The following is a 23,424-nucleotide window of genomic DNA, read 5'->3' as shown; positions in this document are numbered from 1 at the left end:
TGCACAGGCTGCTCGGGATAGATGCTGGAAAATCCGTGGTGCGGGCGGCGCTCATCCGCACCGCTTACAGGAGGGTCTTCGTCGAGGCGCTCGGCGAGGTGGCTGTCACGGACGGCGTCTCCGAAGCCGAGGCGATCCGCGCCGCCGTGGGGCTCCACCGCCCCGACGGCGCGGCGATCGCCCTCTCCGGGGAGCGGTCGTTCTACCGCCGCATCGACCTGCCCGCGGCCGCGCAGAAGGAGATCGAGAACGTCCTCGGCTTCGAGCTCGAGGCCACCGTGCCGTTCGAGATGGAAGACGCGGTCTTCGACTACCGCCTCCTGAAGCGCCCGCCCACCGCCGAGACGCTGCCCGTCTTCGCCGCCGTCGCGCGCGCGGACGACGTGCGCGAGCGCATCACCGTCGTGAAGGAGGCGCTCGGCTTCGAGCCGGAGCGCGTCGCGCTCGGCGCGGTGGCGCTCGCCAACCTCGAGGCCGTGATGCCGGAGCTCGCCGCCCCGCCCACCGCGGGCGCGAGCGGGCCCATCGCGATCCTCGACCTCGACTACCTCACCTCCGAGATGGTGATCCTCTCCGGCGGCGAGCCGGTCTTCGCCCGGACGCTGTCGCGGGGGACGGCGGGCCTCCCCGGCACGGCGCCGGCGCTCGCGCGCGAGCTCCGCCAGACCCTCGCGGCGTGGCGCAACCTCGGCGGCGAGCCGCTCGCGGGCATGTACCTCGTCGGCGGCGGCGCCACCGCGCAGGGCGCGGAGCTGTTCCTCGCGACCCAGCTCGGCCTCACGATCCTGCCGCTGCCGACCCCGCGCATCGAGGGGCTCACGCCCGAGCAGGCCGCGGCGCTGCCCCGCTTCGCGAAGGCGCTCGGCCTGGCGCTCGGGCTGACGCCGAAGACCAAGGGGTTCAACCTCAGGAAGGGCGCGCTCGAGGCCGAGCGCAGCTACCCGTTCCTGCGCGAGAAGATCCCGATCCTCGCCGGCCTCGGCACCGTGATCGCGCTGAGCTTCGGGTTCTCCGTCGTGGCGGAGATGCGCACCCTCGACGCCGAGCGGGAGATCCTGCTCGCCTCGCTGGCGACCGCCTCCCGCGACGTGCTCGGCGAGGAGACGAGCGACCCCGTGAAGGCCCGCGAGCTGCTCGACCAGGGCCCCGGCGCGGCCGACGAGGACCCCATGCCCCGCGTCGACGCCTTCGACGTCATGGTGCAGCTCTCGAAGGCGGTGCCGAAGGAGATCACGCACGACGTCCTCGAGCTCGACGTGAACCGCGGCCACACGACGATCCAGGGCGTCGTCCCGTCGGTGTCGGACGCGCAGATCATCGCGGATCACATGAAGGAGCACCGCTGCTTCCGCGACGTGAAGATCTCGCGGACCAGCCAGTTCACCGAGGGCAGGCACAAGTACGTCCTCGAGCTGGATCTCAAGTGCGAGGACAAGAAGAAGAAGAAGACCGGCGGCGCTGAGCCGGCGGACAGCGCCGCCGCGGGCGCGGCCGACAAACCAGAGGGATCGCGATGACGCTCCGCGAGCGACTCGACAAGCTGGAGCCGCGCGAGCGCCGGCTCCTCACCATCCTCGTCGGCTTCCTGGCCGTGTGCTTGCTCCTGCTCGTGCCGATCGGGCTCGCGAGCGTCGCCGCGAGCAAGCGCACCGAGAACCAGGAGATGCGCGATCTGCTCCAGTCGATCTACGAGGCGGCCGGCAAGGTCAACGAGCGCAAGGCGCAGCGCGACGCGCTGCTCGCGCGCTACGCGCGGCCCGCGCCGCCCCTCGCCGGCTTCATCGAGGACGCGGCGAAGCAGCAGGGGCTCACCGCGGCCGAGTCGCAGGATCGCCCCGATGTCCCGCACGGCAAGAAGTACACAGAGCGGGTCACGGTGGTGAAGATGCACAAGATCGGGATGCTCGGGCTCGCCAAGATGCTCGAGCGCATCGAGAGCTCGGGCCACCCGGTCGCGGTGACGCGGCTGAACATCAAGCCCCGCGCCGGCGAGCCGGACTCCTACGAGGTGGAGCTCGGCGTCTCCGCGTTCGACCGCAAGGGCGATCCCCCGCCGGCGAGCGCCGCGCCGACCGCGGCCCCCGCCGGCGATGACGAGGAGGAGGAGCTGTGAAAGAGCGCCTCCTCAAGATCGCGAAGTGGGCGGTCTATCCGCTCTTCTATCTCTTCTGTCTGGGGCTCTTCGGCTATCTGACGTTCCCCTATGACCGGCTCAAGGACCGGCTGATCGCCGAGTTCGATCGCGCGCAGCAGAAGCGGGGCTCCGGCCCGGCGCAGCGCCTCGAGATCGACGAGCTCGACGCCTACTGGTTCACCGGCGTGGAGATGAAGGGCGTGCGCCTCATCATGCCGCCGAACGAGCCGAGCAGCAGGACAGCGGCCGCCGCCTTCGCGTCGGGCGACGCCGCGAAGGAAGGCGGGCCGAAGCCGAGCGTCATCGAGATCGACGAGGCGCACGCCCGGGTGAAGATCCTCCCCCTGCTGATCGGGCGGATGCGGGTCTCGTTCTGGGCGAGCGTTTTCGGCGGCGAGGTCGAGGGCGTTGCCCCGATGGGCAAGTCGGGCGGCGACATGCACGTCGAGGTCTCGGGCGTGGAGCTCGCCAAGGTGGGGCCGCTCGGGGACGTCCTCGGCCTGCCCATCGCCGGGACCCTGGACGCGACCCTCGAGCTCGACGCGCCGGAGGGCAAGTTCAACAAGGCGAACGGCGCGCTCGAGGTCACGGCCAAGGAGGTCTCGGTCGGCGACGGCAAGACGAAGATCCAGGGGCTCATCGCGCTCCCGGAGGCCAAGCTGGGCGAGCTCGTCCTGTCGGCGGAGGCGAAGGACGGCGTCCTCAGGATCACGAAGATGACCGCGAACGGCTCGGACCTCGAGCTCGACGGCGACGGCAAGGTCAACATGCGCGAGCCGTGGAACAACTCCACGGCGGATCTCTACGTGCGCTTCAAGTTCACCGACGCCTACCGATCGAAGAACGACCTGACGAAATCGCTGCTCGGCGCGCCGGGCTCCAACGTGCCCGGGCTGATCGAGATGCAGCAGCCCAAGATGAAGCGGTCGAAGCGCGCCGACGGCTTCTACGGCTGGCACGTCCACGGCTCGCTGAAGAGGCCGCGGTTCGATCCGCACGCCGCGGACTCGCCCGCGGCGCGGGGCCGCAGCAAGACCACGGACACGCCGGGGTCGAGCCCGGTCACGACCCCGCGGAAGCCCGCCGGCGCGAACCTGCCGTCCGGCCCCTCGGAGGCCGCCGCGAGGGACAGCGAAGACCAGGGGACCCCGCCCCCACCGCCCCCGCCGCCCCCGCCGTCGACCGAGGACGAGTCGCCGTCGGGCGAGCCGCGGTCGCGGCCGACGCCGCCCTCCGAGGGCGAGGGCGCACCTCCGGTCGAATAGCGCCTCACCTCACGCTCCGAGGACTCGTCCATGCGGGACCCCAGCCGGCAGAAGAACCGGCGCATTCTGTTGATCGACGACAGCGAGGCGATCCACGAGGATTTCCGCAGGATCCTCCGGCGCGACGCGGAGACCTCGGCCTTCGATCGCCTCGACGAGGCGCTGTTCCGCGAGCCGCCCGGCCGGGCGCCGGTGAGGTTCGAGCTCACGTGCGCGACCCAGGGGGAGGAGGGGCTGGAGAAGGTCCGGGAGGCGCTCCAGAGCGGCGCACCGTACGCCCTCGTCTTCGTGGACGCGCGCATGCCGCCGGGGTGGGACGGCCTCGAGACGCTCTCGCGCATCTGGAGGGAAGACTGCGCCATCCAGGCGGTCATCTGCTCGGCGTACACGGATTACTCGTGGGAGGAGATCTCCGCGCGCTTCGGCCACACCGACAACCTGCTCATCCTCGCGAAGCCGTTCGACGCGATCGAGGTCCGGCAGATGGCCTTCGCGCTCACCGAGAAATGGAACCAGCGCCGCGCCCTCGCCGAGGCCAACTACAAGGTGTCGGCGCAGTACACGGTGACGAGGATCCTCGTCGAGGCGACGACGCTGAGCGAGGGCGTCCAGGCGCTCCTCGGCGCGCTCGGGGAGACGCTCGGCTTCCGGTTCGCCGCCCTGTGGCTCGGCGACGACGAGAGCGGCGGGCTGCTCTGCGAGCACTCGTGGAGCGCGGCGCCCGACGACGCGGCCGAGCTCCTGTTCGCGACGCGGGGCGCCCGGTGCGCCCGCGACGCGGGGCTGCCCGGCCGCGCGCTCGCGCAGGGTGAGCCGAGCTGGTTCGTCGACCTCGACGCCGTCGAGGACGACCCGCGCGCGCGGGCGGCGCGGGGCGCGGGCCTCCGCTTCGCGGTCGAGCTCCCCATCGCCGTCCGCGCCGACGCGCAGGTCGCGGCCGTGCTCGAGCTCATGGACGCCGAGCCGCGCGAGCCCGACCCGGGGCTGCTCGACGTGCTGCTCGCCGTCGCCGCCAAGGCCGGCCACTTCATCGGCAGCAAGCGCGTGGAGGCCGCGCTCCGCCGCAGCGAGGCGAATAACCGCGCGCTCCTCGACGCCATCCCCGACACGATCCTCCGGATCAGCAGCAACGGCATCTGCCTGGGCTTCAAGGCGTCCAGGGAGTCGCGGCCGACGCTCCGCGCCGAGGACTTCCTGCACAGGCACGTCTCCGACGTGTTCCCTTCCCGCGTGGCCGATCAGATCACCGACCGCGTGGCGCGCGCGCTCGCCGACCAGGCGACGCACGTCTTCGAGTACCAGGAGCAGCAGGGCGACGGCGCGCGCGAGTACGAGGTCCGGATCGCCGGCAGGGACGAGGCCGAGGCGGTCGTCATCGTCCGCGACATCACCGAGCGCAGGCGCGCCGAGGCGGAGGCCGAGGCGCGGCGCGCCCGGGAGGACGCCCTCCGGGCGCAGAACGAGATCCTCGCGGCGCTGTCGACGCCGCTCATCCCGATCAGCGACGACATCGTCGTGATGCCGCTCGTCGGCGCCCTCGACGCGCAGCGGGTGCGAAGGGTGCAAGAGACGCTGGTCCGCGGCGTCGCGTCCCGCCGCGCGCACGTCGCGATCCTCGACATCACCGGGGTGCCGCAGATCGACGGCCAGTGCGCCGACGAGCTCCTGCGCGCCGCCGTCGCGGTGCGCCTGCTCGGCTCGGAGGTGATCCTCACGGGCCTGCGCCCGGACGTCGCCAGGACGCTCGTCGAGCTCGGCGTCGACATGAGCGGGATCGTCACGCACAGCACCCTGCAGGACGGCATCGCCTCCGCGATGACCTCCTCGGCCGCCCGCGGGAGGCGCAGGCGCCGCCGCGCGCGGGCGCGCAGGTAGCGCGGCCGCGCGCCGGGCGTCACCGACCGCGCGCCGTCGCCAGCGGCGCGGCGCCGCGCGACGAGCCCGAGCGCGCTCAGCGTTCCTTGGCCTGGGCGCGACGAGCCCGAGCGCGCGGGGCGCTCAGCGAGCTTTTGCCGTGTGCGCCGCGTGTCGGTCGAGGGCGGCCAGGACGCGGTCGTAGTCGGGCGGCAGCTCGACCGGCGGGTTGGCGAGCCGGCTCGTGACGTCCGGGAGCGCGCGCTCGTGGTATTTCACCTTGAATTCCGTGAACTTGAGGCCGTTCGCCGTCGAGACGACGACGACCCGCTGGCGCTTCTCCACGAGGCCCTTCTTCACGAGCTTCTCCAGCGCGGCGAGGGCGACCGCCGTGTGCGGGCAGGTGTACATCCCGGTGCGGTCGGCGCGCGCCGCCGCGTCGCAGAGCTCGTCCTCGGTCACCTCCTCGGCGACGCCGTCCATCGCCTGGAGCGCCAGCATCGCCCGCGGCGCGCTCACCGGGTTGCCGATCTGGATCGCGCTCGCCAGGGTCTCCCCCGCCTTCATCGGCTCGACCTCGCTCCGCCCCTCGGCCCACGCCCGGTAGAGCGGGTTCGCCCGCGCCGACTGCGCCACGCACAGGCGCGGGAAGCGCGTCGTCAGGCCGAGGTCCTTCAGCATCTTGAAGCCCGCGTAGAGCGCGTAGGCGTTGCCCAGGTTGCCGCTCGGCAGGATGACCCAGTCGGGCAGCGTCCAGTCGAACTGCTGCACGATCTCGATGGCCACCGTCTTCTGGCCCTCGAGGCGCAGCGCGTTCATCGAGTTCGCCAGGTAGACGACGCCGTCGGCCGAGAGGCGCTGCACGATGGCCATGCAGCCGTCGAAGTCCGTGTCGAGCGACAGCACCAGCGCCCCCGACGCGATCGGCTGGACGAGCTGCGCCATCGAGACCTTGCCGCGCGGCAGGAGCACGACCACCGGCAGGCCGGCCGCCGCGCCGTACGCCGCGAGCGAGGCCGACGTGTCGCCCGTCGACGCGCACGCGATCGCGCGCACCTCGAGGCCCTCGCGGATCGCCTTGTTCACCACCGAGACGAGCACCGTCATCCCGAGGTCCTTGAACGACCCCGTGTGGCTGTTGCCGCAGAGCTTCACCCAGACGTCGTCGAGCCCGAGCGAGCGGCCGTAGCGGTCCGCCCAGAAGAGGTTCGTGCCGCCCTCGTCCATCGACACGATGGCCTCGTCCGGCACCTCGGGCGCGACCCACTCCCGCTTGCCCCAGACCCCGGAGCCGTAGGGCCACACCGTGCGCTTGTAGCGCTCGTCGAAGAGCTTCATCCACGTGGCGGGGCTCCGGTCGCGGAGCGCGTCGATGTCGTGCGCGACGTCGAGCAGGCCGCCGCAGGTCGGGCATCGATACAGGGGCTGCGTCAGCGGGTAGCGGCCGGGACAGCCGGTCAGACATCGGAATGCAGCAGTGTAGGCCATGGCAATACGGATCTCCTGGGTGGCGGGAAGCGCCCGCGGGAGGTGGTGTTGATTCAGTCGAAGCGTGGGGCTTCCATGCCGAGCCGCCTATAGAAGTAGATCGCCGCGTTCCTGGCAAACGATCCCTGCGGAACATAGACGTCGTCCGGCTCCGGGAGCGGCTCTTCCGCCGAGAGCGGCCCGTCGCGGTCGCCGGCCAGCCGCTCGAGGTCCTCGAGGAACGCCTCCATCGAGGGATAGCGGTTCTCCGGGCGCTTGCGGATCGCCTTCAGGATCACGGCCTCGAGCGGCGGCTCGATGCCGCGGCGCTTCTCCGACGGGCGGGGCGGCGGGGTGACGAGCTGCCGGGCGAGGAGCTCCGCCTGCTCCGAGCGCGGGAACGGGAGCTCGCCGGTGAAGGTCCGGTACATGACGACGCCGAGCCCGTAGACGTCGGTGCGGGCGTCGGGCCTGTCGCTGACGACCTGCTCGGGGGCCATGTACTCGAGGGTGCCCACCGCGGTGCCGGTCGCGGTGATGTGGTCGGCGGCCTGGATCTTCGCGAGGCCGAAGTCGAGCACCTTGACCGCGTACGGGTCGCCCTGCGCGCCCACGAGGTAGATGTTGTCCGGCTTCACGTCGCGGTGGATGATCCCGGCGCGGTGCGCGGCGGCGAGGCCGGACGCGGCCTGCGACAGCACCGGGATGGCGAGGTCCGCGTCCATGCGGCGCTCGCGCCGGAGCCAGTCGCCGAGCGACTCGCCGAAGAGGTACTCCATGACGAGGTACGGGGCGCCGTCGACGTCGCGCGTGCCGGCGTCGAGCACCCTGACGATGTTCGGGTGCCCGATCATCGCGGCGCTCTGCGCCTCGCGCACGAACCGCTCGCGCGTCCGCTCCGCCCGGGCGGCGAACGCCTCCAGGACCTTGATCGCGACGGGCTGCCCGGTCTCGATCTCGACCGCGAGGTAGACGCGCGCCATCGCCCCCTTGCCGAGGTACCCGCGCACCTCGTAGCGCTCCCCGAGGACGGTGCCCCGCAGCCGGGTCGGCTTGAACCGGAACAGCTCGATGCGCCGCGCCTCGGCGAGCTCCGCGCCGTCGTACGGACAGAACCGATGGCCCGCGTCGTACTCCCGGTGGCAGCGCGCGCAGAACATGGCCCCGCATCGAATAGCGCCCCGCGCTCCGGCCACGCAAGCCCGCTCGCTCGCCTCGGACCGCCGCGACGACCGCCGTGCGCCCCGCGCTCACCTCCCACGCCCCTCGCTCACGCCGCCTTGCGCGGCGAGCGCCCCGTCAGCTTCGTGTACGCGTGGTACCCAAGCCAGCGGAGCGGCTCGGGCGGGACGCCCCCGAGCCGGGCCATGTAGAAGGGCAGCGCGCGCCACCGCTCGCCGTCGCCCGCGTAGAGGTCACAGAGCACGCGGCCCGCGAGGTTGGCGAGGACGACGCCGTGGCCGCTGTACCCGAGGGCGTAGTAGACGTTCCGGTGCTCGCCGCGCACCCCCATGCTGCAGAGCCGGCTCATCGTGATGCCGAGCGTGCCGGTCCAGCGGTGCGCGATCCGCAGCCGCTCGGCCGCTGGGAAATACCCGACCAGCCGGCGCCGGATCGCCTCGAACGCCGGCCCCGCGGCGTCGGGTGAGCCCGGGTAGGAGGTCCGCCCCCCGTAGAGGTAGGCGTACGCCGCGTTGCTGCCCCCGCCGAACACGATCTCGCCGGCCGGGGTCATGCTGGCATACGCGATCCGGTCGCGATCGTCGCTGAAGCCGGCGACCTGCCCCCAGCCGAGCGCGGCGCGGGCCTCGGCGTCGAGCGGATCGGTCGCGATCACGTGCGAGTGCAGCGGGAAGATGCCCGTCTTGAAGTAGCCGAGCCGCGGCGTGTAGCCGTTCGTCGCGAGCACGATCGCCGGGGCCCGGACGACCCCGCCCGGCGTCGTCAGCTCGATCGTGCGCCCCTCCCGGATCCCGAGCACCGGCGTGTCCTCGTGGAGCGCGACCCCCCTCGCGAGGAGCAGCGGGCGCAGGCCGCGCAGCAGGTCGATGCCGTTGAGCTGCCCCTCGGTCGCGTCCAGCACGGCCCCGGCCGCCCCCTGGACGCCGAGCCGCTTCGCCAGCGCCGCGCTGTCCAGGTACTGTAGCGGAATGCCCCAGGCGGCGAGCTGCTCGACCCGCGCGTGCGCCGCCTCGGCCCGCCGCGCGTCGGTGAGCACCTCCATGCAGCCGTCGCGCCGGTGGCGCACCGGGAGGCCGTGCTCCTGGATCAGCCCGACGATGCCGTCGATGCCCTCGCGCGTCGCCTCGTAGACGCGGCGCGTGAGCTCCGGATCACGGTAACTCACCCCGTTGATCCAGTTCAGCATCATCCCCCCGTTGCGCCCGCTCGCGCCGTTCGCGAGGTGACGCGCCTCGAGGATCATGACGCGGAGGCTCGGAAATCGGCAGATTAGGTGGTATGCCGTGGAGACTCCGGTGAACCCTCCCCCGATGATGGCCACATCGGCCACGGCGTCCCCGCGCAGCGGCGGGACGGGCTCATAGGGGGGGCCGGCCTCGCTCCACACGGAGCGAGCGGAATCGATGTCCGTAGGCGTGTCGACGAGCGCTCCGCGAGCCACGATGATCACCTATCAGATGAACGCTCCGTCTGACACCATGGACCCCGGGAGCCATCCTTGAAGAAGCGCGTCCGGCTCTGCATGAAGGATCTCTTCCACCAGGACGTGGTGGAGATGATCGAGCGCGAAACCCGGAAATACCAGATCTGGTCCATCGAGGACCCTTCCGACCCGGACTTCGACGCGGCGTATCGGATCCTCTGGGACTGCTTCGGTCCTCATGGCGAGATGGAGCGCAAGGAGGCCATCGAGGCCTTCCTGCGGGACGACCCGTTCACGCCCGAGCCGTCGGGCACATACATGCGCTACTTCCTGCTCGTCGCGCGGGACTCGGAGGGGAGGGTGCGCGGCGTCCGCGACGGCACCGTGCTTGTCAATCCGGCGTATGCCCCGGATCTCTGCGTCATCTATCTCGCCCATATCTTCATGATCCCCGAGGCGCGCGGGACGGTGCTGTCGTACTGGCTGCGCATCGCGCCGGTCGAGCTCGCCATGCAGTACCTGGCCGACCTCCACGCGATGGGGAAGATCACGCTCCCCGCGCCGGGGGCCCCGGGCAAGTACTTCGGGATGAACATGGATCTCGCGGCCGAGGTCGAGTTCTTCACGCCCGAAGAGCGCCTGTCGTGGCAGCGCATCCTGTTCTACGGCCGCGGCGGCTTCGACGCGATCAACCCGCGCCATTTTCCCTACCGCCAGCCGGACTTCCGCGATCCGGAGGAGATCCGCGCGACGGGCAACCAGCCTTCGCCGTTCATGGTCCTCGTCCGGCGGATGGGCCGCGAGCGGCAGGCGCAGCTGCCGATCGACGAGGCGAGGGCGCTCATGCGGCTGCTCTACGACGATTTCGCGGATCACTGCGCGCCGCACCTGCTGGAGAACAGCCTCCAGCTCGTCCTCGACCGGCTGGAGGAGCGGGCGAAGCGGAAGAGCTTCGTCCAGCTCTTGCCCTTGCCGACCGGGCCGAAGGACCTGCACCGGCTCAAGCCGCTCTTTCGCTACAACGTGTACACGAAGTACTACCCGGACAGCCCCGACATCCGCGGCTACCTGAACAGCGGCATCCGCGAGCGGCTCGCGAACCCGCGCTACCTCGACGAGGAGCTCGCCCGCATCGCGCGGGAGCTGGAGAGCCGGCCGCCGTTCGTCTACGGGAGCCGGGACAAGAGCGCGACCTGGGAGGGCACGCCGGTCACGCCGGGCTCGGAGCCGCCGCCGCCCGAGGGGATGGACGCGGGCGAGATCACCCGCGAGCTGCCCGCCGTGCCGGCGGCCGCGACGCCGCCGTCGACCGCGCCGCCGCCGGCCGCGCCGCCGCCGCCAGCCGCGGCGCCGTCGGCCGCGACGCCGTCGTCGGCCGCGACGCCGCCGTCGGCCGCGCCGCCGCCGGCCGCGACGCCGCCGTCGACCGCGACGCCGCGGTGATCGCGACGCGCCCGGGCAGCGCGGCGGTGGCTCACGGCGAGGACGACGGCGCCGGGGCGCCGCCGGAGCCGCTCGTCGCGGCCCGCGCGCGCAGGACGCCCGCGCGGATCTCGCTCACCGCCGCGGAGGCGGCCTCGTGCGCATCGAGCGCGCCGCGCAGCACGAGCGCCCTCCCCCGCTCGGCGGCGGCTTCATCGAGCGTCCCCTCGAGCACGCCCTCGGCGAGGCGAACGAGCGGGCCGACCTCGGCCAGGCCTCGCGCCAGCGCCCGCGCCGCCTCGGCGAGCCTGGACGCCGCGGGGGCGGAGCTCGCGACGGCCGCGGCCTCGGCGCAGAGCTCCTCCGCGACCGACCCCACGTCGCGCCAGCACCCGACGGCCGCGCGAAGGCTGGCGAGCGTGACGAGCGTCGAGGGGGTCGCGTGCATGGCGTCCACCGACGGCCCTCCCGGCCGCGCCGGGCTCTCGACCGCGGCGATGACCGGCGCGAGGGCCAGGAGCGCGCGCTCCAGCACGCGCGTCGCCTGCTCGATACGGACGAGGCGCTCCTGGACGTCGGCGCTGCCGAGCGGCGCGTCGCGCTCGACGAGGTCGGAGAGCCGACCGGCGACCTCGATGGCGAGCTGCTCGAGGCCGTCGACGGCGCGCGGATCGAAGCGGCGGGGCACGACGTCGAGCACGCAGAGCGACCCGATCGCGTGGCCGCGCACGCGCACCGGCACCCCGGCGTAGGCGCGGATGCCGTAGTGCTCGACGAGCTCCTTGGGCACGCGCTCGTCGCGCAGGGCGTCCTCGACGAGCAGCGGCGCCTCGTCGCGCACGACGAGCTGACAGAAGGAGTTGCTCCGCGAGGTGGCACAGCTCACGGCGAGCTCCAGCGGCAGCCCGTGGTGCGCGCGCAGGAGCTGGATGTGGCGCACGACCAGGCTCACGAGGGCAATCGGCGCCCGCGCGAGCCTGGCAGCCCGCGCCACGCAGGCGTCGAGGAGGGCGTCCGCCTCGGTGCGCAGCATGGCGCCGCGCAGCTCGGCCAGGCGGGCGGGGTCGTTCAGGTCGGCCATGGCGCGAGATTATCAGCAAAGTCCGGCGCGAAGGCGCCGCGCCGGCGGGGCGCGCTGCGCGGCGTCCCTCGCGCCCCCCGCGCGACGGGCGTGCGCCTGCGCCTTGCGCTGGCACGGCGGGATCGCCGGTCACCTCCCACGGCTCGGGCGCGCGCTCGCGTTGCCGCGCCCGCGCCGGCCGGGCAGGATCCGAGCGATGGCTGACCCCGCGCGCAGGTTTGCTCCGGCCACGATGGCCGACCTCGAGGCGCTCCCGCCGCACATCAAGGGCGAGATCATCGAGGGCGTGCTGTACACCCATCCGCGCCCGCGCTCGCGGCACCAGCGCGTCCTCTCGCTCGTCGGCCACGAGCTCATCGACCCCTACGACCGCAGCCGCAGCGGCCCAGGCGGATGGTGGATCCTCCCCGAGCCCGGGATCGAGCTGCCCGGCTCACCGGAGTTCTCCCCCGACATCGCAGGCTGGAAGCGCGAGCGCCTGCCCGAGCTGCCCGACGACGAGCCCATTCGCATCGCCCCCGACTGGGTTTGCGAGCTCTTCTCTCCGCGGATGCGCTCGTACACCCAGGGCGTCAAGCGCCCCTTCTACGCGCGCATCGGCGTCGGATGGCTCTGGTACGTGGATCTCGACGCGCAGACGTTCACCTGGAGCCGCCTTCACGAGGGGAAGTGGCTGGAGCTCGGCGTGGTGGTCGGCGAGGCGCGGGTGCGCGCGGAGCCGTTCGACGCGGTGGAGCTCGACGTCGCGGAGTGGTGGACGAGCGGCCGCGCGACCGGCGCCCCGTGAGCCGCGGGCGCCCGCGAGGCGCTCGCGGAGCGGCGCTCCCCCCGGCGCCGCCCCGAGCTCAGCGACCGGGATCCCCCGCCGCGCGCGCCGCCTCTCGCGCCCGCACCGCCGCGGCGAACGTGCCGAGGTGCACCTCGACGACCCGGCTCACGTCGGGCGTGTAGCCGCCCGCGAGCACCCACGCGATCGGGATGCGCCGCTCGAGCGCGGTCCGGAACACGATCTCGTCGCGCGCGCGCAGGTCGTCGTGCGTCAGGTCGAGCGGCGAGTACGGGTCCTCGCGGTACGGGTCCGCGCCGGCCTGGTAGAGGATCAGGTCGGGCGCGGCGCGGTCGATCGCGGGACCGAGGTGCCGCTCCAGGATCTCGAGGTACGCGGCGCCGCCGCTGCCGTTCGGCACCGGGACGGACCAGCAGTTGTCCGTGTCCGGGGCGCGCTCGCCGTCGACGTCCCGGTACGCCCGGTTCTGCTTGTACCAGTTGCCGTAGATCGAGAGCTGGAACGCCCACGGCCGCGAGGCGAGCAGCGACGCGGTGCCGTTGCCGTAATGGAGGTCCATGTCGACGACCAGGGCGCGGCGGATCCGCCCCTCGGCGCGCGCGCGCTCCAGGGCGACGACGAGGCCGTTGAAGGTGCAGAAGCCCTCGCCGTGATCGGCGTGCGCGTGGTGGAAGCCGCTCGCGAGGTTGCCCGCGATGCCGTCGTCGAGCGCCGCGAGCGCGGCGGCGACGCAGCCGCCGTTCGTGTAGCGGACCGCCTCGGCGAGCGCCGGCGACCACGGGAACTTCTGCGATTCGGCCAGCGACCGGGGCTCGCCGGTCGCGATCGCCTGGAGGTACCCGGGCGTGTGGACGCGGAGCAGATCCTCGTCGCTGACCGGCCCGTGCTCCTCGATCCGCGCTGGCAGGCCGCTCCGCTCGATCGCCTCGCGCACGAGGGCGAACTTGCGCATCGGCATGACGTGCTCGCCGATGTCCGCGAAGTAGCGCGGCGAGTGGAACACCCGGATCGGCGGCGGGGCGGCCGCGCCGGCGGTCACTTGCAGACCGACTCGAGGATGTCGAGCGCCTCGGCCGCGTGGCGCGGGGCGAAGATGAGCGCGGGCCGGAAGCGGAGCGTGCGCTCGCCCGAGCCGCCCACCTCGAGGCCGCGGTTCCGGAGCGCGGTGAGCGCCGCGTCGCGCCGGGCGGCGTGGGGAAAGTCGACGGCGGCGAAGGTGCCGCTGCCGCGGGCGCCCGAGAGCACCCCGGGGTAGCGGCGGCAGAGGTCTTCGAGGCCGGCGACGAGGCGCGCGCCGGTCGCCCGGGTGTTCTCGAGGAGCCTGTCGCGCTCGATGACCTCGAGGATGACCTCGAGCTGCGCGCCGCGGAGCGGGTCGCCCAGCCACGTGTTGAACACGCGCAGCGCCTCGATCGGCGCGAGCTCCTCGCGGCAGGTGAAGCCGCCGAGCTGCATCTTCTTCGAGAACGTCACCATGTCCGGCGGCTCGGGCAGATCCCACGCCTCGTGCGCCCAGAGCGCGCCCGTCCCGCCGCCGCAGGTCTGCACCTCGTCGACGATGAACGCGACCCCGCGCTCCGCGGTGAGGCGGCGGAGCGCCTGGAAGAACGCGGGGCTCGCGTGGCGGTCGCCGCCCTCGCCCTGGATCGGCTCGACGATGAGCGCGGCGACCTCGTCCGGGTGCGCGTCGATCGCCGCCTTGACCGCCTCGAGCGAGCGCGCCTCGGCGGCGCGGTTCTGCTCCGCGTGCTCCGCGTCGGGGAACTGGTTCGCCGGGAACGGCACGACGGGCCAGTCGAACGCCGGGATGTCGAGCTTGTGGATCGGCTTGCTCCGCGTCGCCGAGAGGGCGCCCATGCTGCGGCCGTGGAACCCGCCCTCGAAGGAGATCACCTTGAAGGCGTTCACGCCGGGCTGCCGGTTGAGCATGCAGGCCGTGAGGTCGGCGTCGCTCGGCTGCGCCCCGCCGCGCCGCCGCCGGGCGAGGTGGATGAACGCGGCCTTGAGCGCGTTCTCCACCCCCTCGGCGCCCGTCGTGAAGGTGAAGACGCGGGTGTGCCCCTTCGGCGCGACGCGCATCAGCGTCTTCTCGACGAGGTCGACCCACTCGGGCGCGGGCGCGACGCCGAGCGCCGAGCGGTAGCCGGCGCACCAGTCGAAGCGGCCGCTGCGCCACGCGGCGAGCAGATCCGGGTGGTTATAGCCGATGGGCACGGCGGCGATGTGCCCGTAGACGTCGAGCAGCACGTTGCCGTCCACGTCGACCATGTAGTTGCCGAGGCTCTTCCGCGCGTCCTGGTAGAAGTGGATCGGGCGCGCGTCCTGGTAGCGGTGGTGGCGGGCGCGGAGCGCCTCGGACGCGGGCCCCGGGATCTCGGTGCGCATGGCGGCGCGCTCGGGCTCACCAGGGATGGGCGGAGAGATGCTGGGCAGGGGGGCGTTCATCGTCTGACTCCATTGCAACGAGGGCGGCGGCGCGTCACGCGGATCCGCCGCTCACGGCGGAAGGCGCGACGCGCACGACGATCGACTTCGACGCGGGGGTGTGGCTCTTCTCGGCCTTGCTGCCGAGCGGCACGAGCACGTTGGCCTCGGGGAAATAGGCCGCCACGTTGCCGCGGGGGATCTCGTAGAGCACGACGCGGAACGCGCGGGCGACGCGCTCCCCGTCGGAGAAGCGGCTCGTGACGTCGACGAGGTCGCCCTGCGCGAGCCCCCGCTCGGCCGCGTCCTCGGCGTTCATGAACACGACGCGGCGCCCGCCGCGCACGCCGCGGTAGCGGTCGTCGAGCCCGTAGATCGTCGTGTTGTACTGGTCGTGGCTGCGGATGGTCATCATCAAGAGCTCCCCGGGCTCGAGCTCGTGCCGCGGCAGCGCGTGGGCGATGAAGTTCGCCTTGCCCGTCGCCGTGCGGAACTCGCGCCGGGCCGCGGCGTTCGGCAGCGCGAAGCCGCGCGGGTCCTTGACCCGCACGTTGAAGTCGTCGAAGCCGTCGATCGTGCGCTCGATGAGGTCGCGGATCCTGTCGTAATCCCCCGCGAGCTCCTCCCACGGCACGCGCGACCGCGCGCCGAGCGTCGCGCGGGCGAGGGCCGCCACGATGGCCACCTCGCTCCGCAGCATGTCCGAGGCGGGCGGCAGGTTGCCGCGCGAGCTCGAGACGACGCCCATCGAGTTCTCGACCGTCACGAACTGCGGCCCTCTCGCCTGCACGTCGCGCTCGGTCCGCCCGAGGCAAGGCAGGATGAGCGCGCGCCGGCCCGTCACGAGGTGCGCCCGGTTCAGCTTCGTCGACACGTGCGCCGTGAGGTCGCACCGGGCGAGGGCGCTGGCGGTGAAGGCCGTGTCCGGCGTCGCCGAGAGGAAGTTGCCGCCCAGCGCGAAGAAGACGCGGGCGCGCCCGTCGGCCATCGCGGCGATCGCGGCGACCGTGTCGAGCCCGTGGCGGCGCGGCGGCGAGAAGCCGAAGTTCTTCTCGATGCGGTCGAGCAGCGCGGCGGGCGGGCGCTCCCAGATGCCCATCGTCCTGTCGCCCTGCACGTTGCTGTGCCCGCGCACCGGGCACGCGCCCGCGCCGGGCCTGCCGATGTTGCCGCGCAGCAGCAGGAAGCTCATGACCTGCTGCACGTTCGCCACGCCGTTCTGGTGCTGCGTCAGGCCCATGGCCCAGCACGCGATCGTGCGCTCGGACCGCATGGCGATCTCGGCCGCCGCCCGGATCTTCTCGCGCGGGACCCCGCTCTGCTCCACGATGTCGTCCCACGGCGTCCCGCGCACCGCGGCCGCGAACGCCTCGAAGCCGTGCGTGTGCTCCGCGATGAACGCGCGATCGAGCACGGCCCCCGGCCGCCGCTCCTCCTCCTCGAGCATCTCCTTGATGAGCCCCGTGAAGAGCGCGACGTCGCCGTTGATGCGCACCTGGAGGAACAGCGTCGAGAGCGGCACCCCCGGCCCGACGAGATCCATCGGGTGCTGCGGGTGCTGGAAGCGCTCGCTGCCGACCTCGGGCAGCGGGTTCACCGTCACGATCTCGCAGCCGCGCTGCCGCGCCTCGCGCAGCGCCGAGAGCATGCGCGGGTGGTTCGTCCCCGGGTTCTGGCCGACGACGAAGATCGCGTCCGCGAGCTCGAAATCCTGAAGAGATACGGTACCCTTGCCGACCCCGATCGCCTCGCGGAGGCCGACGCCGCTCGACTCGTGGCACATGTTCGAGCAGTCGGGCAGGTTGTTCGTCCCGAGCTCGCGCACGAAGAGCTGGTAGAGGAACGCCGCCTCGTTGCTCGTGCGCCCCGACGTGTAAAACACCGCCTCGTCCGGCGAGCTGAGCGCGCGCAGCGACGAGGCGACGATGCCGAGCGCCTCGTCCCACGACACGGGGCGGTAGTGGGTCGCCCCCTCCTCGAGCAGCATCGGGTGGACGAGCCGCCCCTGCTTGCCGAGCCAGTGGTCCGATTGCCGCGAGAGCTCCTCGACGCTGTGCTCGCGGAAGAGCTCCGGCGTGACGCGCCGGAGCGTCGCCTCCTCGGCGACCGCCTTCGCGCCGTTCTCGCAGAACTCCGCGACGGAGCGCTTCTCCTCGGGCTCGGGCCACGCGCAGCCGGGGCAGTCGAAGCCCTCGCCCTGGTTCACGCGCAAGAGCGTGCGCACCGCGCGCGAGACGCCCATCTCGCCGACGGCGTGCCGGAGCGTGGCGCCGACGGCCGCGAGCCCGCCGGCGGCCGCGCTGCGCTCGCCGATCCGGGGCGCCTCGGGCTCGAGCGGCGGCTCGGCCTGCACGTCGCGCAGCGCGTCGCGCGCGGTCACGACGCCGCCTCCGCCGGGGCTGCAATGAGATCGCTCGGCGCCTCGACCGAGAGCCGATCCTCGGCGTCCGCGGCGCTCTCCTCGGTGACCTTACGGATCGAGCTTTGGGTCATGGTGGAGGGCATGGCGGGGTCCTTCCGCGCTCCATCCTACCTGCCGCGCATCGTCCGATCGAGCCGGCCCCGCGAGGTTGCGTGCGGTGTCCCGCCGGCGTGCGGGACGGCCATGGTTGATGCCGAGCGGCAGCGCTGACATACACGGGCCATGAAGCCGCGATGGCAGCTCTCCGTGGAGGCGTTCGGGAAGATCGAGCGGGCCGAGGTGGAGGTGCGACCGCTGACCCTGTTCGCCGGGCCGAACAACAGCGGCAAGAGCTACCTGGTATCGCTGCTCTGGGGACTCGTGGCGCTTCCGGGCGAGCTCGCACCGCAGCCGTGTCCCGAGCTGGAGGCGGCCAACGAGTGGATCGCGCAGCGCATCGAGGAGGGGATGGCGCCGTCCGAGCACAACCTGACGGTCGAGGAGCTCGGACTGTTCGACAGGCTGTTCAATGCGCTGCTCGTCGCCAATCGGTCCCGACTGTCGCGGCGGCTCTTCAACAGCGACTCTGTCACGCTCGGCGCCATCTCGCTCCAACGCGCCTGCGCCGAGCGGCGCCTGCGGCTCCGCTGGCGAAGGGGGCCGGACGGCCAATTCGTGGCAGATGCGAGCTGGCATGGTGAAGATGGCATTTATGTTGAGATCGATCGGCCAAAGATCACCGACGCCCGGGAGGCCGCCAGGGATCTGGTGATGCGCGCCGCTATGCTCGAGCGCCTTTCAACCGCCTTGCCGGGAGGGATGGATGTCTTCGATGACTTTGCCCCCGTCTACCTTCCTGCATCCCGCACGGGCTTCATGCACCTCTACAAGGCGGCAGCGCGCCGGAGCATGCACGAGACCTTCCGTAGAACGGCGGAGAGGCGCGAGTTCTCTCTGGATCTTACCACCCCGGCCTTCCATTTCATCGACATGCTGGCGTTCGGGCTCAAGAGCGAGCAATCCCAGCTCATGCGCGAGCACTTCCCGAGCTACGCAGAAGAAGCCGCGTTCCTACAGCAGTCCCTGACGGGCGAGGTCGAGCTCGTCGCGGACGCCGGTGCCGTCAACGAGTACCGCTATCACCCGACGGGGACCCCGGCGCCGCTGCCGATGCAGCTCTCGTCCGCGCTCGTCACGGAGCTCGCCCCCCTGGTCCTCGTCCTTCGTCACCTGTCGTCCTTCCCCGCGCTCGTCCTGGAGGAGCCGGAAGCCCACCTCCATCCCCAGCTCCAGCGCCGCATCGCTCAGGTCCTATGTCGCCTGGTGCGCAAAGGGCTCTTCGTCTGGGTCACGACCCACAGCGAGAACTTCTGCCAGGAGATCAACAATCTCATCAAGCTGGGTAGCCTCCCGCCCGACAAGCGCGCCGAGGCCCAGCAGAGGCTCGGATACGAGCCGCAAGACTACCTCGATCTCGATGACGTCTCTGGCTGCGAGCTCAGGCTCGATCCGACCGGCGAGCGCTCCACCGCGGTGGCGATGAAGCGCACCGAGGCCGGCCTGGTGATGCCCACGTTCAACCAGGCGATCGTCAAGCTCAGCCAGGACGTCGCATACCTGGACGGTCTCCTGAACGAGTAGGACATGGCACGGCACGCAGGCAGCCTTGAACAGCGTCTCGCCGCGATCATCGCGCCGGAGCTGGGAGACGGGGGACCATTCTATGAGGTGCTCCGTCCTCCCTCCCAGGCGACGGTCAAGGAAACCAAGAAGGACGGCTACGCCGAGGTCGCGTGCACCATCCCGGAAGGACACATCTGCATCCAGTGGAGATTGGATGAAACCGGTCGCTTCCTGTTCCTGCGAGGGGACAAGAACGCCGACGGCGCGTTGCTCCTCATCGGGCCTGACGACTGGGTCGAGGCGCACATCATCGAGTGCAAGCGGAAGGTCACCCAGGGGAAATGGGAAGACATCCTCCAGCAGATGCGGTGGACGCTGTACAAGCTGCTCGCGCTCGCTGGCGTCCTGGGGCTCTCGATCGACGAGGTCCATCTCGGCACAGCGTATCGGGTTGATGAGCTCTCGGAGGAGAGCTCCCCCAACCCCGCCCTCGGCAAGCCCACGCTCGGGGGTACCTCACAGCAAACGCCCGGCGAGGACCTGCTCAGCGAGTCCCGCCTGCGGCAGCTCGCATGGGAAAACGACGAGGTCCATCTTCCCGGTTTTCAAGGGGCTTTCCGCCATGTCAAGGTCCAGCTCGACGAGACCAGCGGGCGCGGCGTGTATCCGACGCGTACGCCTCGGTCCCGATTCGCTCGCGAGCCTTGAGGGGATTGTCGTCGAGGCCCGCCGCAGCGCCACCTGCTTTAGCGCGGGCGCCGCTCGTGCCAGCGCTTTCTTCTGCCAGCGAACGCCCGGGGAAGCCCGCCCGAGCTCTCGCTCCGTCAGCGGGCCGCCTCCGCCGGGACCGCGACGCGCTCCCGGCCCGCGTACACGTTGAACCGGCCGTCGCGCGCGAAGCCGACGAGCGTCATCCCGTGCGCCGACGCGAGCTCGGCGGCCAGGCTCGACGGCGCGCCCACCGCGACCATGACCGGGATCGAGGCCCGCAGCGCCTTCTGCACGAGCTCGAACCCGGCGCGCCCGCTGACCATGAGCACCGCGCCCGGGTCGGGCAGCTTGCCGGCGAGCAGCGCGGCGCCGATCAGCTTGTCGACGGCGTTGTGGCGGCCGACGTCCTCGCGCAGGTCGGCGAGCGCGCCGCCCGCGTCGAACAGCGCCGCGGCGTGCAGCCCGCCCGTCCGCCCGAACACCGCCTGCGCGCCGCGCAGCCGCGCGGCGAGGCCGTGCACGACGCGCGGCGCGAGCCGCGGGACGCCCCGCGCGAGCGGCGAGGGCGGCGCGAACGACGCCACGTCGATCGACGCCTTGCCGCAGACGCCGCAGCTCGCGCTGGCCACCGCGAGCGCGCGCTCGGTGCGCCCGAGATCGACCGTCACCTCGTCGCGGAGGGCGACGCGCACGAGCCCGCCCGAGGGGCCCTCGCCCTCGTCGACGGCGACGACGTCGGCGGCGCTGGCGATGATGCCCTCGGCGAACAGGAGCCCGATCGCGAGCTCGCGGTCGTTGCCGGGCGTGCGCATCGTGATCCCGAGCCGGCGCTCGGCGCGGTCCTCAGCCCCGCGCGCCCGCGCGACGACGACGATCTCGAGCGGCTCCTCGACGGCGAGCAGATCCTCGGCGTCCGAGGCGCTGTCGTCCGTGATCCTGCGGATCGAAACAGGGGTCGTTGTCGACGGCATGGCTGCGTGTCCCGCTCTCCCCATCCTAGTTCTCCATGTCCGAGGCCGCCCCAGGATCCGGAGAGAGATTTCAACGCAAAGGCGCAAAGGCGCAAAAAAAGAGAAATATATAGTATTTTTGAGCACTTGTGCTCGTGACGCCACGGGCCGGCACGGCGGGCCGCCGCTGGAGATCACGCGCCGTCCCGCGCCGCCTCCGGGCGACCGGGCGGCGCTGCTCAGCCCGGGGACCACGCCGCGACGAGCCGCGCGAGCTCGCGCTCGGGCTCGTCGAGCGGGGCCTTGCCGCGCCACGCCGGCGGGAACAGCGGCATCACGGCGCCCCGGAGCAGCGGCGCGAGCCCGGCGATCTCGGCGGGCCCGCGCGGGATGCGGAGGAGCGGCACGCGCTCGCCCTCGAACGCGGCGAGGCCGGCGAGCGCGTTGTCGCGGATGAGGGCGAGGCCGGCCAGGTCCACCTCGCGGGCGTGGACCGCCTGGTAATGGCGCAGGAACGACGCGGCGCCGGCGCGCGCGATGTCGGCGCGGTGCTCCTCGCCGACCTGGCGCACGACGGCGACGAGCGGCACCGGCACCGGCGTCACCCCGAGCGCCGCCGTGTCGCGGAAGTCCGGCTGCGCGTACGGCAGCACCTCCGGCGGGATGGCCGCGAACCCCGCGCGGCCGTACGCAAAGAGCCGCACCGCCGTATCGCGGTCGTCCGGATCGACGGGCTCCATCTCGGCGGCGAGGAGGATCTCCGCCTGCGCCGCGTCGATCCCCGCCTCGCCGAGCGCGCGGCGCGCGAGCGCGACCGGCGCCGCGCGCAGCAGCGCGGCCAGGCCGGAGCGGCGGAAGTCCGGCAGCACGAGGGCGTGCGAGAGGAGCACGACGCAGCGCCGCGCCGCGCGGTCCAGCGTGACGAAGCAGTCGCGCGCGCCGGCCAGGCGCCCCTCCGCGTCCCGCGCGAGCAGCATGTGGTACGTCGCGGAGATCGGCGCCGCCCCGTCCGCGTGCTCCCCGGCGAGCCACGCCCAGAGCACCTCGCGGCGCTCGATCTCGCCCTTCGGCCCGAAGAACGCGTCGAGCGCCCGGTACCCCTCGTCGAACGCCGCCTCGTGCCGCGCCTCGGAGAGCGAGAACTGCGCGAGCGCCCGCGCGACCTTCTCCGGCCCCTCCCCCGGGCAGACGTCGCGCGGGTCGACGATCATCCGGCCATCTCGCGCAGCACCGCGTCGAAGACGGACGCCGCCTCGTCGACCTCCGCGGTCGTCGTGATGAGGTGCGGGCGGAGCCGCACCGAGCGCGTCCCCGTGTAGCTCGCGAACACCCCGCGGCGCAGCGCGCGCGCGAGGAAGTCGTCGCGCGCCGCCGTCGTCGGCAGGTCGAAGGCGAGGAGGAAGCCGCGGCCGCGCGGCTCGCTCGCGAGCGCCGGGTAGCGCTCGCACAGCTCCTCGATCCGCGAGAGGAAGTGGCGGCCCGTCGCGCGCACGTTGGCGAGCAGGTCCTCCGACTCGATCGCGCGGAGCGTCGCCAGCGCGACCGCGGCGCGCGCGCGGTCGCCGTTGCGCGTCTGGTACATGCGGCCGAACTGCGCGACGTCGTACGCCGCCGTCGCGAAGAACCCGCCCATCTGCATCTTCTTGCCGAAGCACACGAGGTCGGGCGGGCGCGGCAGGTCGAGCTGCTCGTGCGCCCAGAGCGTGCCGCTGATCCCGAGCCCCGTCTGCACCTCGTCGAGGATGAACGCCGCGCCCGCCTTGCCCGCGAGCTCCTGCGCGCGGCGGAAGAAGACAGGGCTCGCGTGCCGGTCGCCGCCCTCGGACTGCACGGGCTCGACGATCACGGCGGCCACCCTGCCCTGGTGCGCGTCGAGGGTCCGCTCGAGGGCCGCGAGCGCCTCCGCCTCGGCGCGGTCGTTCTCGGCGGCGTACCGCGCGAGCGGGAAGCGGCTCGCCGGGAACGGCGCCGTGGGCCAGGGGAACGCGGGCAGGTCGGCCTTGTGGATGACCTTCGAGTGCGTCGCGGACATCGGCCCGAGGCCGCGGCCGTGGAACGCGCCGGCGAACGACACGACGACAGCGTCCGTCCCCGCGTTGTCGAGGATGCTCTTCTGCTGCTCCTCCGGCAGCTCCAGCGGGTTCTTCGGCAGGCCCGCCGCCTCGCGCCGGCGCTCGCCGTGCCGGATGAAGGCGGCCTTGAGCGCCGACTCGACGCCCTCGCCCCCCGCGTCGACGCAGAAGACGCGCGCCATGCCGCGCGGGGCGTACCGCTGCTCGAGCGCCTCGACGAACTCGAACCACGCCGGCGTCGTCACGAACGGCGTCGACGTCGGGTTCGCGACGGCGCGGAGGAACGCCTCGCCGTGCGCCGCCTCGACGAGCGCCGGGTGGTTGTAGCCGAGCGCCCCGAGCGCGAAGTTCGCGAACAGGTCGAGGAACACGTTGCCGTCCACGTCGACGAGCGAGCACCCCCGGCTGGCGATGTCGTCCATCACGACGGCGCGGTAGCGCGACTGCATGTCGAAGCCCCCGCGCGCCATCCACGCGCGCGCCTTCGGCCCGGGCAGCTCGGTGACGACTCTTCGCGGAGGGACGGACGGGAGCGTGGGACGATCGGAGAAGTCCATGGGTGGCTCGAGTATCCCGCACGCGAGGGCCCGTGTCATCGCCGCTTGCCGAGCCCGGGCGCGCGGGTTTA

General features: G+C 72.5%; 18 protein-coding genes. 8 read left to right on the top strand and 10 right to left on the bottom strand.

Going from position 1 to position 23,424, the window contains the following annotated elements:
- The first annotated feature begins 35 nt into the window (after positions 1 to 35).
- The 4 genes from pilM to WMF24_RS47720 are packed head-to-tail and all read left to right on the top strand — an operon-like array spanning position 36 to position 5,274.
- On the top strand, positions 36 to 1,517 hold the full coding sequence (gene pilM, locus WMF24_RS47735; RefSeq protein ID WP_437734160.1) for a type IV pilus biogenesis protein PilM: 1,482 nt from the start codon (positions 36 to 38) through the stop codon (positions 1,515 to 1,517).
- The gene (gene gspM, locus WMF24_RS47730) at positions 1,514 to 2,113 is read left to right on the top strand and encodes a type II secretion system protein GspM (RefSeq protein WP_437734159.1); all 600 of its coding nucleotides are present in this window, start codon (positions 1,514 to 1,516) and stop codon (positions 2,111 to 2,113) included. The genes pilM and gspM overlap by 4 nt, the downstream gene beginning before the upstream one ends.
- Complete coding sequence (gspN, locus tag WMF24_RS47725; RefSeq protein WP_437734158.1) at positions 2,110 to 3,399, top strand: type II secretion system protein GspN; 1,290 nt, start codon at positions 2,110 to 2,112, stop codon at positions 3,397 to 3,399. Before gspM ends, gspN begins: the two co-directional genes overlap by 4 nt.
- A gap of 30 nt (positions 3,400 to 3,429) precedes the next feature.
- Complete coding sequence (locus WMF24_RS47720) at positions 3,430 to 5,274, top strand: STAS domain-containing protein (RefSeq protein ID WP_437734157.1); 1,845 nt, start codon at positions 3,430 to 3,432, stop codon at positions 5,272 to 5,274.
- Positions 5,275 to 5,397: 123 nt separating this feature from the next.
- On the opposite strand, the gene thrC is transcribed toward WMF24_RS47720, so the two are convergent.
- The 3 genes from thrC to WMF24_RS47705 all read right to left on the bottom strand — a co-directional run bounded on the left by thrC (position 5,398) and on the right by WMF24_RS47705 (position 9,289).
- Positions 5,398 to 6,741, bottom strand: a complete 1,344-nt coding sequence (gene thrC / locus WMF24_RS47715; RefSeq protein WP_437734156.1) for a threonine synthase — start codon at positions 6,739 to 6,741, stop codon at positions 5,398 to 5,400.
- 53 nt (positions 6,742 to 6,794) lie between these two features.
- The gene (locus WMF24_RS47710; RefSeq protein WP_437734155.1) at positions 6,795 to 7,880 is read right to left on the bottom strand and encodes a serine/threonine-protein kinase; all 1,086 of its coding nucleotides are present in this window, start codon (positions 7,878 to 7,880) and stop codon (positions 6,795 to 6,797) included.
- 110 nt (positions 7,881 to 7,990) lie between these two features.
- Positions 7,991 to 9,289, bottom strand: a complete 1,299-nt coding sequence (locus WMF24_RS47705; protein ID WP_437738945.1) for an NAD(P)/FAD-dependent oxidoreductase — start codon at positions 9,287 to 9,289, stop codon at positions 7,991 to 7,993.
- 111 nt (positions 9,290 to 9,400) lie between these two features.
- On the opposite strand from WMF24_RS47705, the gene WMF24_RS47700 reads away from it, so the two are divergent.
- A complete protein-coding gene (locus tag WMF24_RS47700; protein WP_437734154.1) occupies positions 9,401 to 10,768 on the top strand; it encodes a hypothetical protein in 1,368 nt (455 codons plus the stop codon).
- A gap of 31 nt (positions 10,769 to 10,799) precedes the next feature.
- On the opposite strand, the gene WMF24_RS47695 is transcribed toward WMF24_RS47700, so the two are convergent.
- The gene (locus tag WMF24_RS47695; protein WP_437734153.1) at positions 10,800 to 11,828 is read right to left on the bottom strand and encodes a GAF domain-containing protein; all 1,029 of its coding nucleotides are present in this window, start codon (positions 11,826 to 11,828) and stop codon (positions 10,800 to 10,802) included.
- 196 nt (positions 11,829 to 12,024) lie between these two features.
- On the opposite strand from WMF24_RS47695, the gene WMF24_RS47690 reads away from it, so the two are divergent.
- Positions 12,025 to 12,615, top strand: a complete 591-nt coding sequence (locus WMF24_RS47690) for a Uma2 family endonuclease (RefSeq protein ID WP_437734152.1) — start codon at positions 12,025 to 12,027, stop codon at positions 12,613 to 12,615.
- A gap of 58 nt (positions 12,616 to 12,673) precedes the next feature.
- Here the strand turns inward: WMF24_RS47690 and WMF24_RS47685 are convergent, their stop codons facing one another.
- From WMF24_RS47685 to WMF24_RS47675, 3 genes are read right to left on the bottom strand one after another with little or no spacing between them, the layout of a single operon-like run.
- Positions 12,674 to 13,654 carry a histone deacetylase family protein gene (locus WMF24_RS47685; protein WP_437734151.1) on the bottom strand — a complete coding sequence of 327 codons (981 nt, stop codon included), beginning with the start codon at positions 13,652 to 13,654 and terminating at the stop codon, positions 12,674 to 12,676.
- The gene (locus tag WMF24_RS47680; RefSeq protein WP_437734150.1) at positions 13,651 to 15,060 is read right to left on the bottom strand and encodes an aminotransferase class III-fold pyridoxal phosphate-dependent enzyme; all 1,410 of its coding nucleotides are present in this window, start codon (positions 15,058 to 15,060) and stop codon (positions 13,651 to 13,653) included. The genes WMF24_RS47685 and WMF24_RS47680 overlap by 4 nt, the downstream gene beginning before the upstream one ends.
- A 34-nt stretch (positions 15,061 to 15,094) precedes the next feature.
- Positions 15,095 to 17,419, bottom strand: a complete 2,325-nt coding sequence (locus WMF24_RS47675) for an FdhF/YdeP family oxidoreductase (protein ID WP_437734149.1) — start codon at positions 17,417 to 17,419, stop codon at positions 15,095 to 15,097.
- Between the two features lie 264 nt (positions 17,420 to 17,683).
- Between WMF24_RS47675 and WMF24_RS47670 the strand changes: the two genes are divergently transcribed.
- Both WMF24_RS47670 and WMF24_RS47665 read left to right on the top strand, forming a co-directional pair.
- Entirely contained in the window at positions 17,684 to 19,081 is a 1,398-nt protein-coding gene (locus tag WMF24_RS47670; protein ID WP_437734148.1) for an AAA family ATPase, read from the top strand.
- Between the two features lie 3 nt (positions 19,082 to 19,084).
- A complete protein-coding gene (locus WMF24_RS47665) occupies positions 19,085 to 19,771 on the top strand; it encodes a hypothetical protein (protein WP_437734147.1) in 687 nt (228 codons plus the stop codon).
- Positions 19,772 to 19,887: 116 nt separating this feature from the next.
- Here the strand turns inward: WMF24_RS47665 and WMF24_RS47660 are convergent, their stop codons facing one another.
- The 3 genes from WMF24_RS47660 to WMF24_RS47650 all read right to left on the bottom strand — a co-directional run bounded on the left by WMF24_RS47660 (position 19,888) and on the right by WMF24_RS47650 (position 23,353).
- The gene (locus WMF24_RS47660; RefSeq protein WP_437734146.1) at positions 19,888 to 20,745 is read right to left on the bottom strand and encodes a formate dehydrogenase accessory sulfurtransferase FdhD; all 858 of its coding nucleotides are present in this window, start codon (positions 20,743 to 20,745) and stop codon (positions 19,888 to 19,890) included.
- 218 nt (positions 20,746 to 20,963) lie between these two features.
- Positions 20,964 to 21,935 carry a hypothetical protein gene (locus WMF24_RS47655; protein WP_437734145.1) on the bottom strand — a complete coding sequence of 324 codons (972 nt, stop codon included), beginning with the start codon at positions 21,933 to 21,935 and terminating at the stop codon, positions 20,964 to 20,966.
- Positions 21,932 to 23,353: an aminotransferase class III-fold pyridoxal phosphate-dependent enzyme gene (locus WMF24_RS47650; protein ID WP_437734144.1), complete on the bottom strand. Its 1,422-nt coding sequence runs from the start codon at positions 23,351 to 23,353 to the stop codon at positions 21,932 to 21,934. The genes WMF24_RS47655 and WMF24_RS47650 overlap by 4 nt, the downstream gene beginning before the upstream one ends.
- Positions 23,354 to 23,424: the final 71 nt, after the last annotated feature.

This window comes from Sorangium sp. So ce1335 (genome assembly GCF_051521615.1).
In the GTDB taxonomy this organism is placed as follows: domain Bacteria; phylum Myxococcota_A; class Polyangia; order Polyangiales; family Polyangiaceae; genus Sorangium.
Note: the sequence above shows the minus strand (reverse complement) of the source record. Positions and strands in the feature narration are given on the sequence as shown.